This window comes from Mesorhizobium sp. 8, from assembly GCF_006351905.1.
Lineage (GTDB): Bacteria > Pseudomonadota > Alphaproteobacteria > Rhizobiales > Rhizobiaceae > Mesorhizobium > Mesorhizobium composti.
Map to the genome: position 1 here is coordinate 962,202 of NZ_CP040914.1, position 15,829 is coordinate 978,030.

The 15,829-nt window shown below is 62.5% G+C and carries 11 protein-coding genes; 8 read left to right on the forward strand and 3 right to left on the reverse strand.

Going from position 1 to position 15,829, the window contains the following annotated elements; all coding sequences use genetic code 11:
* The first annotated feature begins 156 nt into the window (after window positions 1–156).
* The 4 genes from FGU64_RS04465 (at window position 157) to FGU64_RS04480 (ending at window position 4,775) form a co-directional block, all read left to right on the forward strand.
* Window positions 157–720, forward strand: a complete 564-nt coding sequence (locus tag FGU64_RS04465) for a polysaccharide biosynthesis/export family protein (RefSeq protein ID WP_136353502.1) — start codon at window positions 157–159, stop codon at window positions 718–720.
* A 65-nt stretch (window positions 721–785) separates the two neighbouring features.
* On the forward strand, window positions 786–1,853 hold the full coding sequence (locus FGU64_RS04470) for a glycosyltransferase (protein ID WP_246671242.1): 1,068 nt from the start codon (window positions 786–788) through the stop codon (window positions 1,851–1,853).
* 82 nt (window positions 1,854–1,935) lie between these two features.
* Window positions 1,936–3,471 (forward strand): undecaprenyl-phosphate glucose phosphotransferase, encoded by a 1,536-nt coding sequence (locus FGU64_RS04475; protein WP_139951046.1) that lies wholly within the window; start codon window positions 1,936–1,938, stop codon window positions 3,469–3,471.
* Complete coding sequence (locus FGU64_RS04480; protein WP_139951047.1) at window positions 3,468–4,775, forward strand: O-antigen ligase family protein; 1,308 nt, start codon at window positions 3,468–3,470, stop codon at window positions 4,773–4,775. Before FGU64_RS04475 ends, FGU64_RS04480 begins: the two co-directional genes overlap by 4 nt.
* Window positions 4,776–4,788: 13 nt before the next feature.
* On the opposite strand, the gene FGU64_RS04485 is transcribed toward FGU64_RS04480, so the two are convergent.
* A complete protein-coding gene (locus FGU64_RS04485; RefSeq protein ID WP_139951048.1) occupies window positions 4,789–5,271 on the reverse strand; it encodes a hypothetical protein in 483 nt (160 codons plus the stop codon).
* 502 nt (window positions 5,272–5,773) lie between these two features.
* On the opposite strand from FGU64_RS04485, the gene FGU64_RS23705 reads away from it, so the two are divergent.
* From FGU64_RS23705 to FGU64_RS04505, 4 genes are all read left to right on the forward strand, one after another.
* A complete protein-coding gene (locus FGU64_RS23705; protein ID WP_139951049.1) occupies window positions 5,774–7,684 on the forward strand; it encodes a hypothetical protein in 1,911 nt (636 codons plus the stop codon).
* A gap of 181 nt (window positions 7,685–7,865) precedes the next feature.
* The gene (locus FGU64_RS04495) at window positions 7,866–9,926 is read left to right on the forward strand and encodes a hypothetical protein (protein ID WP_139951050.1); all 2,061 of its coding nucleotides are present in this window, start codon (window positions 7,866–7,868) and stop codon (window positions 9,924–9,926) included.
* Window positions 9,927–9,947: 21 nt separating this feature from the next.
* A complete protein-coding gene (locus FGU64_RS04500; RefSeq protein WP_139951051.1) occupies window positions 9,948–12,128 on the forward strand; it encodes a type I secretion system permease/ATPase in 2,181 nt (726 codons plus the stop codon).
* Window positions 12,128–13,465, forward strand: a complete 1,338-nt coding sequence (locus FGU64_RS04505) for an HlyD family type I secretion periplasmic adaptor subunit (RefSeq protein WP_136353488.1) — start codon at window positions 12,128–12,130, stop codon at window positions 13,463–13,465. The genes FGU64_RS04500 and FGU64_RS04505 overlap by 1 nt, the downstream gene beginning before the upstream one ends.
* Window positions 13,466–13,764: 299 nt before the next feature.
* Here FGU64_RS04505 and FGU64_RS04510 read toward each other — a convergent pair whose 3' ends face one another.
* Together FGU64_RS04510 and FGU64_RS04515 are read right to left on the reverse strand one after the other, a co-directional pair.
* Window positions 13,765–15,213: a PIN domain-containing protein gene (locus FGU64_RS04510; RefSeq protein WP_139951052.1), complete on the reverse strand. Its 1,449-nt coding sequence runs from the start codon at window positions 15,211–15,213 to the stop codon at window positions 13,765–13,767.
* 91 nt (window positions 15,214–15,304) lie between these two features.
* Window positions 15,305–15,715: a hypothetical protein gene (locus FGU64_RS04515; RefSeq protein WP_139951053.1), complete on the reverse strand. Its 411-nt coding sequence runs from the start codon at window positions 15,713–15,715 to the stop codon at window positions 15,305–15,307.
* Window positions 15,716–15,829 lie beyond the last annotated feature (114 nt).

Genomic DNA, 15,829 nt, shown 5'->3' on the forward strand with positions numbered 1-15,829 from the left:
AGACGGCGGATAGCCGCCATGGAGCCTTAGGGCACTGCCAAATCGGCACGTTCCCGGGCGCCGCCTTTACCGGCCATTAACCCTAACAGGGAGATAACGAGGCCGGTCTTCAAGCCCGCCGCCCGCTTGCGGCAAGTCGAAGGTACGTCACCGGTGATGAAACGCCCCACATCGCTTATCAGCGCCCTGCTTGCCGCCGCGCTGCTTGCCGGCTGCTCGAGCTACCGGCCGACGCCGGCAGCCTTCCACAAGGCGCTCGACCAGCCCTACAGGCTGGGTGCAGGCGACCGCATCCGCGTCACCGTCTTCGAGCAGGAGGGGCTGACCAACACCTACAGCGTCGATCAGTCCGGCTACATCTCCTTCCCGCTGGTCGGCGCGGTTCCGGCACGAGGCCATACCGCCCAGCAGCTCGAAGGCGAGATCGCGGCCAAGCTGCGCCAAGGCTACCTGCGCGATCCCGATGTATCGGTCGAGATCGACCGATACCGGCCGATCTTCGTCATGGGCGAAGTGGGCGCCGGCGGCCAGTATTCCTACGTGCCGGGCCTGACGGTGCAGAAGGCGATCGCCATCGCCGGCGGCTTCTCACCGCGCGCCAACCAGGAAAGCGTCGACATCACCCGCGACATCAACGGCAAGGTCATCACCGGACGTGTCCGCACCTCCGACCCGTTGCTGCCCGGCGATACCGTCTACGTTCGCGAACGCCTGTTCTGATCGCCGTGCAGCGGCTGAGGATCGTCCACTGTTTTCGCTCGCCGGTTGGAGGCATCTTCCGCCACGTGCGCGACCTGACGGACGCGCAGATAGCGGCGGGACACCAGGTCGGCATCGTCTGCGATTCGACCACCGGCGGGGAGTACGAGGAGCGCCTGTTCGAGGATATCAGGCCGAAGCTGGCGCTCGGCATCCAGCGTACGCCCATGCAGCGTCACATCGGCCCCGGCGACATCGCCTCGGCATGGAGAACCTATCGGATCATCAAGGAATTGCAGCCGGACGTCATCCATGGCCACGGCGCCAAGGGCGGCACTTATGCGCGTCTGTTCGGCTCACTGTTGCGGGTTTCAAGGTCTCGCGTGGCCCGCCTTTATTCACCGCATGGCGGCAGCCTGCACTATGACGAAAGCACGCTGACGGGAAAGCTGTTCTTCGCGCTGGAACGCACGATGGCGCACTTCACCGACTGCCTGCTGTTCGTTTCGGGATATGAGCGGCAGGCCTATCGCCGCAAGGTCGGCGAACCGCCCATTCCCAACGCCCTCGTCTACAATGGTCTGAACGAGGACGAATTCCAGCCGGTATCCGTCCGTCCGGATGCCGCCGACATGCTCTATATCGGCATGATGCGCGACCTGAAGGGCCCGGACATCTTCATCGACGCGCTTGTCCAGGCGGAGGCGTTGGCCTCGCGCCGCATCAGCGCCGTCATGGTCGGCGCCGGCGAAGACCTGCCGCGCTACAAGCAGCAGGTCGCCCGTCTCGGTCTCGGCGATCGCGTGGTCTTCCATGCACCGATGCCGGCACGGCAGGCCTTCACGCTGGCAAGGCTGGTGGTCGTGCCGTCCCGTGCCGAGGCCATGCCCTACATCGTGCTCGAGACGCTGGCAGCCGGCACGCCGATGATCGCCACTGCGGTCGGCGGCATACCTGAGATATTCGGCGCCGGCTCCCCTGCCCTGGTGAAACCTGATCCGGCCGAGGTGGCGCGCAAGATGGCCTTCGCCCTCTCCGACCCCACCGCCTATCGGGCGCTGATGCCCGGCATCGCCGCGCTCAAGTCGCGTTTCGGCGCCGACGTCATGGCCAAGGCCATCGAGCAGGCCTATTTCGCCGCCCTCGCCAAGTAAGTCGTTTCCAAAGCGAACGGTCCCTTCAAGGGATTCTTAGCTCTCTTTTGCTACGCAGACGGGAGACTTGCGGGCAGTATCCATGAACGAGATCGATCCCGCGCGCCGCTTCACGGCCGCCGCGGTGCGCAAACTGGAGGCTTCGGCCACCAAGGAAACACCGGCCGGCATCAACGAGGTGGCACGCCAGGTCGCCTCGCAGTACCGGCGCGACACGATGTCACCCGTCATGGTGAGCGGCGTCGTGCGGCTGATCGAACTGGCGCTGATGTTCGCCTCCGGCCTCGCGGCCTATTTCTGGTACGTCGGCGTCTTCCAATACCTGCCGTGGCAGTATCCACTGGCGATCGCCAGCATCTCGCTGCTCGCCGTCATCCTGCTCGACGTCGCCGATGGCTACCAGATCGCGGCGCTGATGCGGCCGTTCAACCATGTCGGCCGGATCGTGCTGTGCTGGTCGGCGGCCTTCGCGCTGATGGCCGTCGCCGCCTTCTTCATGAAGATGTCGCAGGATTATTCCCGCGTCCTCTTCGCCATCTGGTTCGCCGCCGGTCTCGCCCTGCTGCTGGTCTTCAGGCTCGTTCTCTCGCGGCTGATCCGGCGCTGGGCACGCGACGGGCGCATGGAGCGCCGCGCCGTCATTGTCGGCGGCGGCAAGGCGGCCGAAACGCTGATTCGCTCCGTCGAGAAGCAGCCCTACAACGATATTCGCATCTGCGGCATCTTCGACGACCGCGACGATAGCCGCTCGCCGCCCATTGTCGCCGGCTATCCCAAGCTCGGCACCATCTCCGAGCTCATCGCCTTCGCCCGCATCGCCCGCATCGACATGCTGATCGTGTCGCTGCCGATCACCGCCGAAACGCGCGTGCTGCAACTGTTGAAGAAGCTGTGGGTGCTGCCGGTCGACATCCGCCTGTCGGCGCATTCGAACGCGCTGCAGTTCCGGCCGCGCTCCTATTCCTACATCGGCGCCGTGCCGATGCTGGATATCTTCGACAAGCCGATCAACGGCTGGGATTCGGTCGCCAAGCGCGCCTTCGACATCGTCTTCTCGATCATCGGCATCGTGCTGTTCTCGCCGGTAATGCTGGCGACCGCCATCGCCATCAAGCTCGACTCCAAGGGGCCGGTGCTGTTCAAGCAGAAGCGCCACGGCTTCAACAATGAAGTCGTCGAAGTCTACAAGTTCCGTTCGATGTACGCCGAACAGTCGGATCCGACCGCCAGGAAGACCGTGACCAAGAACGATCCGCGCGTCACCCGCGTCGGCCGCTTCATCCGCAAGACCTCCATCGACGAACTGCCGCAGTTCTTCAATTCGCTGTTCGGTTCCCTCTCCCTCGTCGGTCCCCGCCCGCACGCGGTCGCCGCCCAGTCGCACAATCTGCTCTACAACGAAGTGGTCGACGGCTACTTCGCCCGTCACAAGGTCAAGCCCGGCGTCACCGGTTGGGCGCAGATCAACGGCTGGCGCGGCGAGATGGACACCAACGAGAAGATCCGCATGCGCACCGAATACGACCTGTTCTATATCGAGAACTGGTCGATGCTGTTCGACCTCAAGATCCTGCTGCTCACGCCGGTCAGGCTGCTCAATACGGAAAACGCCTATTGAGCGCCCTCGCCCATGACCTGCCCCCTGCAGCGGTCAACGCCAAGCTCATCGCGCTGATCGCCTCGGGCGCGGTCTTTCTCGGCGTCTTTTTGTCCGGCTTCGTCATCGACGAGCCGGCACCGTACGACCTCTATATGACCGGGCTCATCGCCGTCTGGGCACTGTTCGGCCTGCGGATTTCGCGCGCGGCCATGCCGCTCCTGACGCTGCTGGTGGTCATGAACGTCGGCGGCCTGATCGCCATGACGCAGATGAGCGACCTGATGGAGACGCCGCTCTATCTGTCCGTTTCGTTGTTTTTGGCCTTCACCTCGGTCTTCTTCGCTGCCGTCACCGAGGCGCGCCCCGACGTCTACAGGCTGATCTTCATCGCCTATGTGGCCTCGGCCGTGCTGACCTCGCTGGCAGGCATCGCCGGTTATTTCAATCTCGTGCCCGGCGGCGAGATCTTCACCAGATACGGCCGCGCCGCCGGCGTCTTCCAGGATCCGAACGTCTTCGGCCCGTTCCTGGCCCTGCCCGGTATCTACCTGCTCTATCTGCTTTTGACCGGTCCGGTGTCGCGCATGCCGCTGCTTGCGGTGCCACTGCTGATCGTCGTCGGCGGCATCTTCCTGTCCTTCTCGCGCGGCGCATGGGGCCTGTTCGCCGTCGCCGCCGTCCTGCTCACAGGCATTCTGTTCCTGCAAAGCCGTAGCGGCCTGTTCCGGTTGCGCGTCGTCGTCATGACGATCCTGGCCATCGCCCTGCTCGTTGTCGGCATACTGGTGCTGCTGCAGATTCCGGGCGTCTCCGACATGCTGTCCAATCGTGCGCAGCTCGCCCAGGACTACGATTCAGCTCGTCTCGGCCGCTTCGACCGCTATGCTATCGGCTTCCAGCTGGCGCTGGAGAAGCCGCTCGGCATCGGCCCGCTCGTCTTCGGCAAGATCTACGGCGAGGACACGCACGACATCTGGCTGAAGATGCTGATGGACTATGGCTGGCTCGGCTTCGTCTGCTACCTGGTTCTGACGCTATGGACCGTCGCGGCGGGTTTTCGCCTGTTGCTGCGCGACCGCCCCTGGCAGCCCTACGTGCTGTGCGCCTATGTCGTCTATATCGGCCATATCGGGCTCGGCACCTTCATCGATACAGACCACTGGCGCCATCTCTACATGCTGTTCGGGCTGATCTGGGGCGGCATCGCGCTGGAATACCGATATCAGCGGCAATTCCAGACAGGAGCGGGCGGCCATCCCCACCCCGCAGGGCCATCGCGCCATTGCGATGATCCCGCTCTGCCGAGCGTAGTGCGGCCGTAGCCGCCACTGGTTCCTACTGTGGGAACCCGTTGGCGCGCACGACGCTCCAGATTTCCCTGTTCACCCTGGCGACATCCTCGATGCATTCGGAAATCCTGCCGACTTTTGCATCGTCCATGGCCTCGACTTTTCCGTATTTTATCGTGTCCTTGCCGTCGAAAATGCGCATGAGGTGGGTGTGGGAGATGTCTCCCTTGTTGTCGAACGAATAGATGCAGTGATTGTATTTGTTGCGCAGGCTTGATTTCTGGTTGAGCTTTTCAAGCAGCGACAGGATGTCCTTCCGGCATTTTTCGGGGGTCTTCGCCATCTTCGCCAGCCGCTCGACGAGATCGATCCTGGCGCGCGTGGTGTTGAGCGTCAGGAATATGACGACCGCCGTTTCCTTGTCCACTTTCGCGAGGCCAGCGATCAGGTGGATGAGCAGGCTCTCGGTGTTGGTCCAGGTGTAATTCAGACGCCCGATCAGAAGCAGGATCTCGTCAAAGCGCTGCATCGTCGCCTCTATCCGCAGACTTCGCCCTAAAGTGGCGAATTCATCGCCCGCATTCAATCGCGCCGGCCTACCTCGGCCGACTGATCCGGCCGATCCGAGCCTCCGCCTTTCGGCGTAGCGGATTGACCCATGAGCCATCTATCAAGCCCGTTTTGCGCAGCCATGTGGCCGATGACCCTAGGCCGATGCGCTGCCGTCTAGCCCCATCGGGCAGCTAGGCCCCGTCCCTCCCTCGCGCCACACTGCCGCCGTCTCGAAAATCCGGGATGCGGCATAATCCTGATTTCGACGACTTCACCCGGCGCGTGCAGTTGCTGGCCGGGAAAGGTGTCACCGGATGGCGGATGAAGCCGCCTTCATGCCAGGGGCATGGCGGTCGGATCATGTCCGCCCGTTCGTATTGAGTATCGCGGTGCTCCTGCTTCGCAACCGCCGGCGTGGTCAAGGCCCTCTGTGAGATGAATGGGGCATGCCAAACCGGCCTCCAACATGAGGTAGCGACATGTCTCCGAGAAATTCGACTTACAACACGAGCCTATTCCCGCTCGATCCGAGCCAGGATCAAAGCCAGGACCAGGATCAAGGCCAGGGACAAGGCCAGGCCGAGGCGCAGCTTCAGGCCGAGTTGCAGGGCCAGGGACAAGGGCAAGGCCAGGGTCAGTACCAGTCGAGCGAGTCCAGCAACGAGAACGGCAATGGTAACGGCAACGGCAATCTCAACCTGAACGGCAACGGGAACGTCAGCCTGAACGGCAATCTGAACGCCAATCTCAACAGGGCGATCAACGAGAGCACCAACACCAATACGAGTACCAACACGAACCACAACACCAACACCAGCGACACCCATGTCAATGTCGATGTCGGCCTCGACCTCTCCGGCTATGCGCCGAGCAACCGCGACGTCACCGACGTCAAGCTCGACAACGGCTCGCGCATCGACCAGATGCTGGTCAATCACGACGGCCAGATTTTCTACAACCCGGGTGACGGCGCTTCGTTCAACGACTTCCTGAACGGCTCGCTCAACGGCGAAGGCAATGATACCGCCGTTTCGCTGGCCCAGATCAACAACCTGAGCGACAACGATTCGATCGACAGCGTATCGCTGTCGAACGACGGCGGCTTCTGGCAGAACGGCAATGCTACTGGCGGTGCCGCGAGCTCCGGAACCGGTATCGACGCCGGCGGCAAAGGCGGAAGCGGTGGCGGAGCCGGTACGGCCAATGGCGGCGGTGGCGGTGACGGCCATAACTTCGGTGGCATCGGCATCGGCGGCTCGGCGATCGGCGCGGGCCAGGGCGGCAGCACGACCGGCGGCAATGGCGCGGCTGGTGGCGCCGGAACGGGCCTAGGCGTCGGTCTCGGCCTAGGCGTCGGTCTCGGCCAGGGCGGCGCGCAAGGTGCCGATGGCGGCAACGCCAATGGCGGCGACGGCAACGGAAACGGCGGCGCAGGCTCCGGCTCCGGTGCATCGACGGCTACCGGCGGTGACAGCGGCAATGCAAATTCCGGCGATGGCGGCGACGCAGCCGGCCTCGGCCTCGGTGCCAGCGGCAGCGGTGACGGCGGCGGCGCCGGCAGCGGCGACGGTGGCGCCGGTACGGGCGCAGGCACAGGCGCCGGCAGCGGCACAGGCGGCAACGGCGGCGACGCCGATGGCGGCGGCGGCAACGCGCTCGGCGTCGGCCTCGGCCTGATTGGCGTCGGCGTCGGCGTTGCCGGGGATGCCGCGCAGGCGACCGGCGGCAATGGCGGCAACGGTGCCGGTTCGGGCGCCGGAAGCGGCACGGGCACCGGCGGTGACAGCGGCAACGCTTCGGGCGGCGACAGCGGCGATGCGGCTGGCCTCGGCCTCGGCCTCGGCCAGGGCGGCGACAGCGGCAACGCCAACACCGGCGACGGCGGTGAAGCTCACTCGTTCGGCCTTGGTGCCGGCTTCGGCGGTGACGGCCCGCTCGGCGGTGCCGGCGGCACGGGCGGCGACGGTGGCGATGCGCTCGGCCTCGGCCTCGGTGCCGGAACCGGCACGGGTGCCGGCATAGGCGCTGGCGTCGGCGGCGACGGCGGCTTCGGCGGCTTCGCCTTCGGCGGCGACACGATCGTGGTTCCCGTGGCCGGCGACGGCACCGGCGGCGCCGCGACCGGCGGCAATGGCGGCTTCGGCGGCATGGGCGGCATCGTGACCAATGGTGACGGCGGCGCAGGCGGCGACGGCGGCACGTGGGGTTCCAACAACGGCCACGACAGCTATGTCAACGGCCTGTCGCAAGCCCACGCGGATGCAACCATCGATACCAGCGCCTTCAACCAGAGCATCGTGATGGGCGCCAACATGATGGAAAACCTGCTCAGCCAGACGGTTGTCGGAGGAAACTACGACCAGATGGTCGACGGGGACCACACCGGCTGATCGTGGCTTGTGAACGGACGGCTGCGCGGGCAACCCGCGCAGCCGTCATTCCGCTCTTTCGGCGGAAGACGGCGAAGCCTCTACACCGAAGAAGGAGGATAGTTCCGTGCATCTGGATCGGATCAGCGAGGCCATCGCTCATTTCATCGGGTTGTTCCAGATAGCCACAGAACAGGCGCGAATGCGCGACGATTACCTGGAGTTCAAGGCGCTGCAAGCGACGTCCGAGCCGACGCAAGCCGACGACCACGCCCAATTGTCCTTCCAATCCCCCTACGATTTCGACGATCCGGACCCCGGTATCCACTATGTGCCGGCAGGCCCGACGATCGAAACGATGACTGTGCCGGGCGGCGTGGCCTTTACCCCGATGGAGATTCCGGTTGTTCCGGCGGCGAACCCGGCACTCTACGTGCCGTCGGAGTCCTACCCGGACTTTATCTCCCGGCATTTTACTTTCGCGCATTCGAGCGGGTCGATCCAACTCCAGCCCCCCGGTTCGGTCGCCACGCATGTGGTGCAGATCAACACGCTTTCGGACAATGACTTCGTCAATGTCGGCGCCGGTAACGTCACCTTCCACGCCATCGGCATGCCCAACCTCGACCTCGACGCCCTGTATCAGGATGCCTTGCAATTCCTTCCCATTCCACCCGCCTCTTTTAGTTCAACGGAAGACATCGGTTCCTTCGTCAACGAGACGGCGGCTTCGCTGAAAGCGTTCGTCGCCGGTGTAGAGGCGGCCGGACAAGGCACGCCGGACGGCGGCGCCGAGATGTCCGTCCTCACCGATGACGGCGGCGTTTCCGTGCAGACGCACGTCTCCGTCTTCGATGCGCCGATAGCGGACGCAATCTACGTTGGCGGCCGCATTGCAGCGGAAGCGCCGAAGCTGGACGACGTGCTTCCTGCGGCATCGCCCCTTGTCAAAGACCCGGTGCAAGCCCCTTCCAGCGCCGATCCCGCCGGCGGCAACCATTTGATCGACGGCAGCGGTTCCACCGCCACCGGCGTCGTCATTCACGGAACCGGCAATGTTGCCGGCGAGACGTCGGTCAGCCTCAACACCGGAAGCAACGCGCTGGTCAATTCCGCGACCATAGTCAATGATGCGCTCGAAGGTAGTGTCTTTGCCGTGGCAGGCAACCACTACGCGTTGAACGCCATCGTTCAGGTCAACGCCTGGAGCGATTCCGACTCGATCGGCGGCAGCCTGAGCGGCTGGAACGCGCAACAACAGCCCGACACCACGGCCTTCAACATCGCGCAGATGCTGAACATCGACACCGGCGAGAACGCCGGATCGGGCAATTCCGGACAACCGAGTTTCCCCAAGGCCTGGGCGGTCACTGAGATCAACGGCGACTTCATCAGCCTGAACTGGACCCATCAGGTCAATTTCCTGCTCGACAACGACACCGCCGTCGTCTCCTCCACGTCCGGCGTGACGACGACGGTCGGCACCGGCACAAACCAGCAGACCAACGCGCTCTCGATCGCCGATCTCGGCAAATACTACGATCTCGTCCTGATCGGCGGCAGCTATTACGACGCGAACATCATCACGCAGACCAACGTGCTTCTCGACAACGACGTCGTGGGCGCACTGGCCAACTTCCAGACTCAGGGCCAGGGCTCGGTGTCGAACGGCGACAATCTGCTGTGGAACAATGCCAAGATCACATCCATAGGCAGCAGCGCGAACGCTGCATTGCCGATCGGCTTTGCGAAGACGCTGGACGATTTCGCCCACGGCAACCATACGCTATCCAGCGATGTGCTGAACGACGAAGCATTCCAGGGTCTTGGCGGCCTCAAGGTGCTCTACATCTCGGGCAGCGTCTACGATCTGCAATACATCTCCCAGACCAATGTGCTCGGCGACTCCGATGACGTCGCATTGGCGCTGAACGCCGCCCATGCGAACACCGACGCCAACTGGTCGATCGTGACCGGCTCCAATGCGCTGATCAATTCGGCGCAGATCGTCGATGTCGATCCGGCGGCCAAGACCTATGTCGGCGGCGATCACTACTCGGACGAACTGCTGGTCCAGACCGACATCATCAGCACTGACCACCTCTTGCAAACGCAGGACGCCGATCATCTGGTCAACGAGGCCGTGGCGTTCCTCAGCGACGACATGACCGGCCCGGCTCACGAGAACCCTGCCTCGCAGCTCCAGGCCCCTCTCGACGTCCACCCTGCGCACAGCGACGTCATGCAATCGGTAATTTCCTGAAATCGGGATTTCGAAACGGCGATGAACGAGCGCGTGAACGGCTTGTCTGAAACTGCGGTGAAACTGGACCGTGCCGGACTCGACGGCATGGACAGGGCGCCGCCCCAGTTGGACAGGCTCGAGCGGGAATTCCAGACGTTCATGCGGGAAGTGGATGAGGCTGCCGCGCAATTGCGCCTGAAGGCGAAGCCGATCTGGTTCGGTCCGGTCAAGGCCGATATCGATGCCGAATCCGCGCTCCTCAAGGACGAACGACGCAAGGACCCGCCGCAACAGGAGGCGGATGCAAAGATCATCCAGCCCGAACGCCTTGATCCGTCGCAGGAGAACGGAAAGTTCGCAGCGGGCAGCCTCAAGTCCATGGACGCCGACACCGGCCCGGTCAGGGCGCAGCCGCAACCATCCGGCGCGCCGAAAATGGGCGAGGCCGAAAAGGCGGAAGGCGGCTCAAGCGACGTGTTCCATCGCCGTCTCGGCCCGATCAATCTCGCCGACAATTTGCAGGCGGGAATACGCGCCGTCCGCCGCAACCTGCTTGTGGTGATGGGTTTCACCCTAGCCACCAACGTGCTGGTTCTGGCCATCCCCGTCTATCTCTTCCAGATATCCGATCGCGTGCTGACGAGCCGCTCGACCGACACGCTGGTGATGCTGACGATCCTGATCGCCGGCGCCGTCATCCTCAACGCGGTGCTCGACGCCATCCGCCGCTTTATCCTGATGCGCACGGCCGTCGAGGTCGCGGCCCAGCTCGGCGCGCCGATCCTGGGTGCCGCGGCACGCGCTTCGCTGCACAGCAACGGCCGCGAATACCAGACGTTGGGCGACCTGCAGCAGTTGCGCTCGTTCCTGGTGTCGGGAACGCTGCTGTCGTTTCTCGACGCACCGCTGACACCGCTCTTCATGCTGGCCGTATTTCTGGTCCATCCCGACCTCGGCTACATCGCCGTCGTCGCGGCACTGCTTCTGCTGGTGATCGCCTTCATCAACCAGAAGATGACGGCGAGCGCCTTCCACGAGGCCGGCAACTTCCAGAGCCGGGCCAACCTGCATCTCGATTCCATGTCGCGCAATTCGCAGATCATCAACGCGCTGGCGATGATTCCGGAAGCTGTGAAGATCTGGGGGCAGGACACGGCAGGATCATTGAAGGCGCAGGTTCTCGCGCAGGACCGGAACGTCATTTCGGCTTCGGTTTCCAAGGCGGTGCGCATGCTGGCGCAGGTCGCCATGCTGGGCTGGGGCGCCTACCTCTCCCTCGAGGGCCAGTTGACGGGCGGCATGGTCATCGCCGCCTCCATCATCGCCGGCCGCGCGCTCGCCCCCGTCGAAGGCGCCATCGAAGGCTGGCACCAGTTCATCCATACCCGCTCCGCCTACGAACGCATCTCGGTCCTGCTCAAATCGTCCCCGCTGAATTTCGAGCGGCTGAAATTGCCGCGACCGCAAGGGCGGCTCGACGTGGAGCGGCTGCTTTTCGTGCCGCAGGGAACCAAGCGGGTGGTGCTCAACGGCGTGTCCTTCACGCTCGCAGCGGGTGAATCGCTTGCCGTCATCGGCGATTCCGGCGCCGGCAAGACGACGCTCGGAAAAATGCTCGTCGGCTCGCTGCTGCCGACGTCCGGCAACGTCCGGCTCGACCTGATGGACCTGCGCAACTGGGACCAAAGGCAGTTCGGCGAGAACATCGGCTACCTGCCGCAGGATGTGCAGCTCTTTCCCGGCACCATCAAGGCCAATATCGGCCGCATGCGCGACGACGCCAGCGATGAGGACATCTACAAGGCCGCCAGGCTGGCCGATGTCCACGAACTGATCTCGACCTTCGCGCAGGGCTATGAAACGATGGTGGCGGCCGACGGCTCGCCGCTCTCCGGTGGCCAGAAGCAGCGCATCGCCCTGGCGCGCGCCTTCTTCGGCAATCCGCGCCTGGTGGTCCTGGACGAACCGAACTCCAATCTCGACGGCTCCGGCGACGCCGCACTCCTCAGGGCGCTTTCGCACGCCAAGCGGGAGAAGATCACCGTCATCACCATCACCCAGCGCCCGTCGCTGCTCAACTGCGTGGACAAGATCCTGCTCCTTTCGAACGGCACCGTGGCGATGTTCGGGGTTCGCGAAGAGGTCCTCAAGGCGCTCGCTCCGCTGAACGCCACCAACGGGCGCCCAGCGGTCGCCAGCCAGACCCCGCAGGTGGCATGATGACCACGAGTGTCGCACACGTTCACGATATCGAATGGTACGGCCAGGTTCCGCGCTCGATCCACAAGCATGCGCTGGTCGGACTGGTGCTGGTCCTGCTGGCGTTCGGTGGGTTCGGCACATGGGCGTCGACGGCGCCGCTCGCGGCCGCCGTCATTTCCGCCGGCAGCTTCGTCGCGACCGGCGAGAACAAGGTGGTCCAGCACCTGGAAGGCGGGATCATCCAGGAAATCCTGGTCAGCGAGGGCGACCATGTCACCGCCGGCCAGCCCTTGATCCGGCTCGACGGAATCGCAGCACAAGTGAAGCAGCGGCAGCTTTTCCTGCGTCAGGCGCGGCTGGAGGCGAATGTCGCGCGGCTCGAATCGCAGGTCGCCAACAAGCCCGACATCGCCTTTCCCCATATCATCGCCGACAACAAGAACGACGACGACATCGCCTCGATCATCGATGGCCAGGTCGCCAGCTTCCGATCCGCGCAAAGCCGCATGGAAAGCGAGATCGGCCTGCTCAAGCAGAACATCGAATCGTTGAAATTCCGCGCCGAAGGCTTCCAGAAGCAGAGCGCGTCGATGGCCGAACAGCTTGTCTTCCTGAAAGAGGAATATTCGGGCAAGCTGAAGCTCCTCCAGCAAGGCCTCATCCGCAAGCCGGAGATCAACGCCATCCAGCGCGCGATGGCCGACGCCGAAGGCCAGATCGGACGACTGGATGCCGAGGTCTCCGAGACGGACGCCCAGATCGAGAAATACCGCCAGCAGATCAACCAGACCGTCACCGAACTGAACCAGAAGGCGCTCGACGAGTTGCAGAGCAGCCAGGGTGATCTCGACGCCGTGCGCGAGGAAGCCCGCCAGGCGAAGAACGTCATGCGGCGCTCGACGATAAACGCGCCCGTCTCCGGCACCGTCGTGCGGATGTACTACCACACCTCCGGCGGCGTCATCGAAAGCGGCAAGAAGATCCTCGAGATCCTGCCCGCCAACGTCCCGCTCATCATCGAGACACAGGTCCAGCGCAAGGATATCGATGCCGTGAAACCCGGCCAGAAAGCGACGATCCGGCTGGTCGCGCTCAACCGGCGCACCACGCCGGTGCTCTACGGCGACGTCTATTATGTCTCCGCCGACGCCCTGTCGGACGCCGCCATCCCCGGCACGGAAGTCTACCTCGCCCGTGTCCGGCTGCCCGCGAGCGAGCTTGCCCGGATCCCCGGTTTCACCGCGACGCCCGGCATGCCGGTCGAGGTGATGATAGAGACGGCAGAGCGCACCTTCCTCGACTATCTGACCAAGCCGATCCGCGAGAGCATGTCGCGGGCATTCACGGAACGCTAGAGCATTTCCAGCAAAAGCATGAATGATTGCGCGCTCGGAAATCCAACCAGATCAAAGAGATAGAACGGCTCTAACGATTCCGTTCAAACAAGAACCGCTCTGGAGGAATCGATCGCCGGTTCGGCGGTAGGATCACATTATGAAGGGCAATCGGCCTTGTTTGGCGGAGGGAGTGTCCATCAAATCAATGTTCATACAGCATTGATTTGACATCGATTTTTGAATGACGGTGCGACAAAATACCCGGTAATATACCCGATGCCGCTACCGGGCGCCCATTTTAGCTAGATCGCCAGTCATTAAGACCGATGGTCATCTACCAGCCGCCGGACGGCCTTAGCGGTTGAGGCGGCCGTTATCGTGAGTTGCACGGGGGTCGGGATGGTTACTGCATTCGACAAGTTTTCCGCATGAATTTGACATTCAATCACCCCCGTCACGATGCCGGGTACTTCGCTGGCAAAAAACACGCCGTGAAATTGCTCGGGGCCAACGCCGTGCCGCCATTGCTCGCACGTCAGGGCGAATCCCGCATCTATCTTCGATTTGCTGTAATAAAAAGCGTTCGGATTACGCCCTGTAGCAACCGGAGGCATTCTCAACGGCACCATGTCTCTCACCAACGATTGGCCGCGCGGATTGAGAAAGCCCGTTGGCAGTCTATCATAGAGCGGTCTCATTGCGTCGGCGATTAGTTGCGGCTGGGGCGGTTCGGGCGGCCGGCCAAAATTAAGAAGCCTTTCCGCCGAGGACGTATCGTCTTTATCGGGAGGGCGCCTCACCTCGAACGGGCCGAGCGCTCGAAACTGCACAAGCGCATCCTTGGCGGGCCGGGTTCCATTGTTTTCGATTTCGACGACGAATTTGGGTTTAGCGGCTTCGTTCAAGCGAATGTGGATGGTCGATAGGATTTTCCTCGCGCCCTCAATCCACGCCTCATAACGATCTTGATACGAAGAAATGTCATCTGCGCGCGGCGGCAAATACGTGCTACGGATTATTTTTGAAATATTTGGAAGGTTCTTATTTAATTCCTCAACTGAAAAATTCGCCTTCTTTGGGAAGGCATCTCTAAGCCTTTCAACAATATGATTGATATCGACATCTTCTAATTTCTCAAAAAATCGATACTCTAAATCCAGCTTCGACAAATCTTTGTGCAGCCCGCTGCCGCAACAAAATAAGAAAGAAGGCTCTTGTTTTTGGAGGCGTTGCAATTGCTCCCTCGCCTTGCCCAGCTCCTTTTCCGCTTCCGTCTTTTCGGGAGGCTGTAGCCATTCATCGGGGATAGGGTAAGCCGCAACATTCGCCATCCCGGCAGAGGCCAGTGGGCCGCCATCGGCGCTTATGACCATAACGTCGGCGTCCGGGGCGGATTTTGCGAATGCGTGGGCTACGCCGACGATCTTGTCGTCTGCTTCTGAATAATCCAAGTCGTCCGCTAGGTCCGGTGAAGGTTTCAAACTAATGCGAACGTCCAGTTCCACCCGTGGCCCTTCCGCGCGGATGATTTTCGGAGTCTTCGCCGCGATTACTTCGCGGAGGATGCCTGCTGCCTTTCGCGCCCTACGGCCAACGCGGTCGTTTCCCCGACCCTTATGGTTGTCGATTTCGCTTTGGACTGGCCGACAAACAATCAGTCGGACCAAAGATCGGTCAGCCCAAATATCCCAAGGAAGCTCACCGATATCTTTGCATTGGATAAAGAAATTTGTGTCAGGAAAAAGATAAAGGTCGCGAGAGGCCATTCAAGTTCACCATACGGCGGTAGCATAGCCTCGTGTCGTTTGCCCAATCTGTCAAATGGCATCGGGCCGAATTTCGGTGAAAATATTTGGGTCACTTACTACCCGCCAGAATGGGATTCGCCGCCGTGACTAAAGCGCTAGCGTTCCTCACTCCCGCCTTCGCCATCTCATAGGCATTGCGCTCCGGCGGCGGCGGCCGGTCAAGGGCCGATCCTTTGATCGCAGCCAACCAAGCATCCTCGGCCATACGGGCAGCGGCGCGGGGTGTGTCTTCGGTCCCGGTGCAGTTGCCGATATTGCGGCTGATTTCCGGGCCGAAAGCGGTTAGCGACCAAAACCACTTGCCGTCCTGTGGCCCGCCATTGTGCCGGTATATCCGCCCAACGTGATCGTAGTTGCTGGCGTCGGCGGCATAGTCGGCCTCCTTGTCCGGCCACGTCTGCCGCCACTTGAGCCGCAGGGTAATAGCTTCGCCGTCCGTGACCTTTGCAGGTTCGGCCATGGTGGAAATCTCCGTTCGTTTGATGCTGGGAGATTGCCACCGCGCCGCGTGACCGTCAAGGATTCTGTTCCTATTTTGTTCTGAAGGCTGATTGTTCTTGATAGATCACGATTC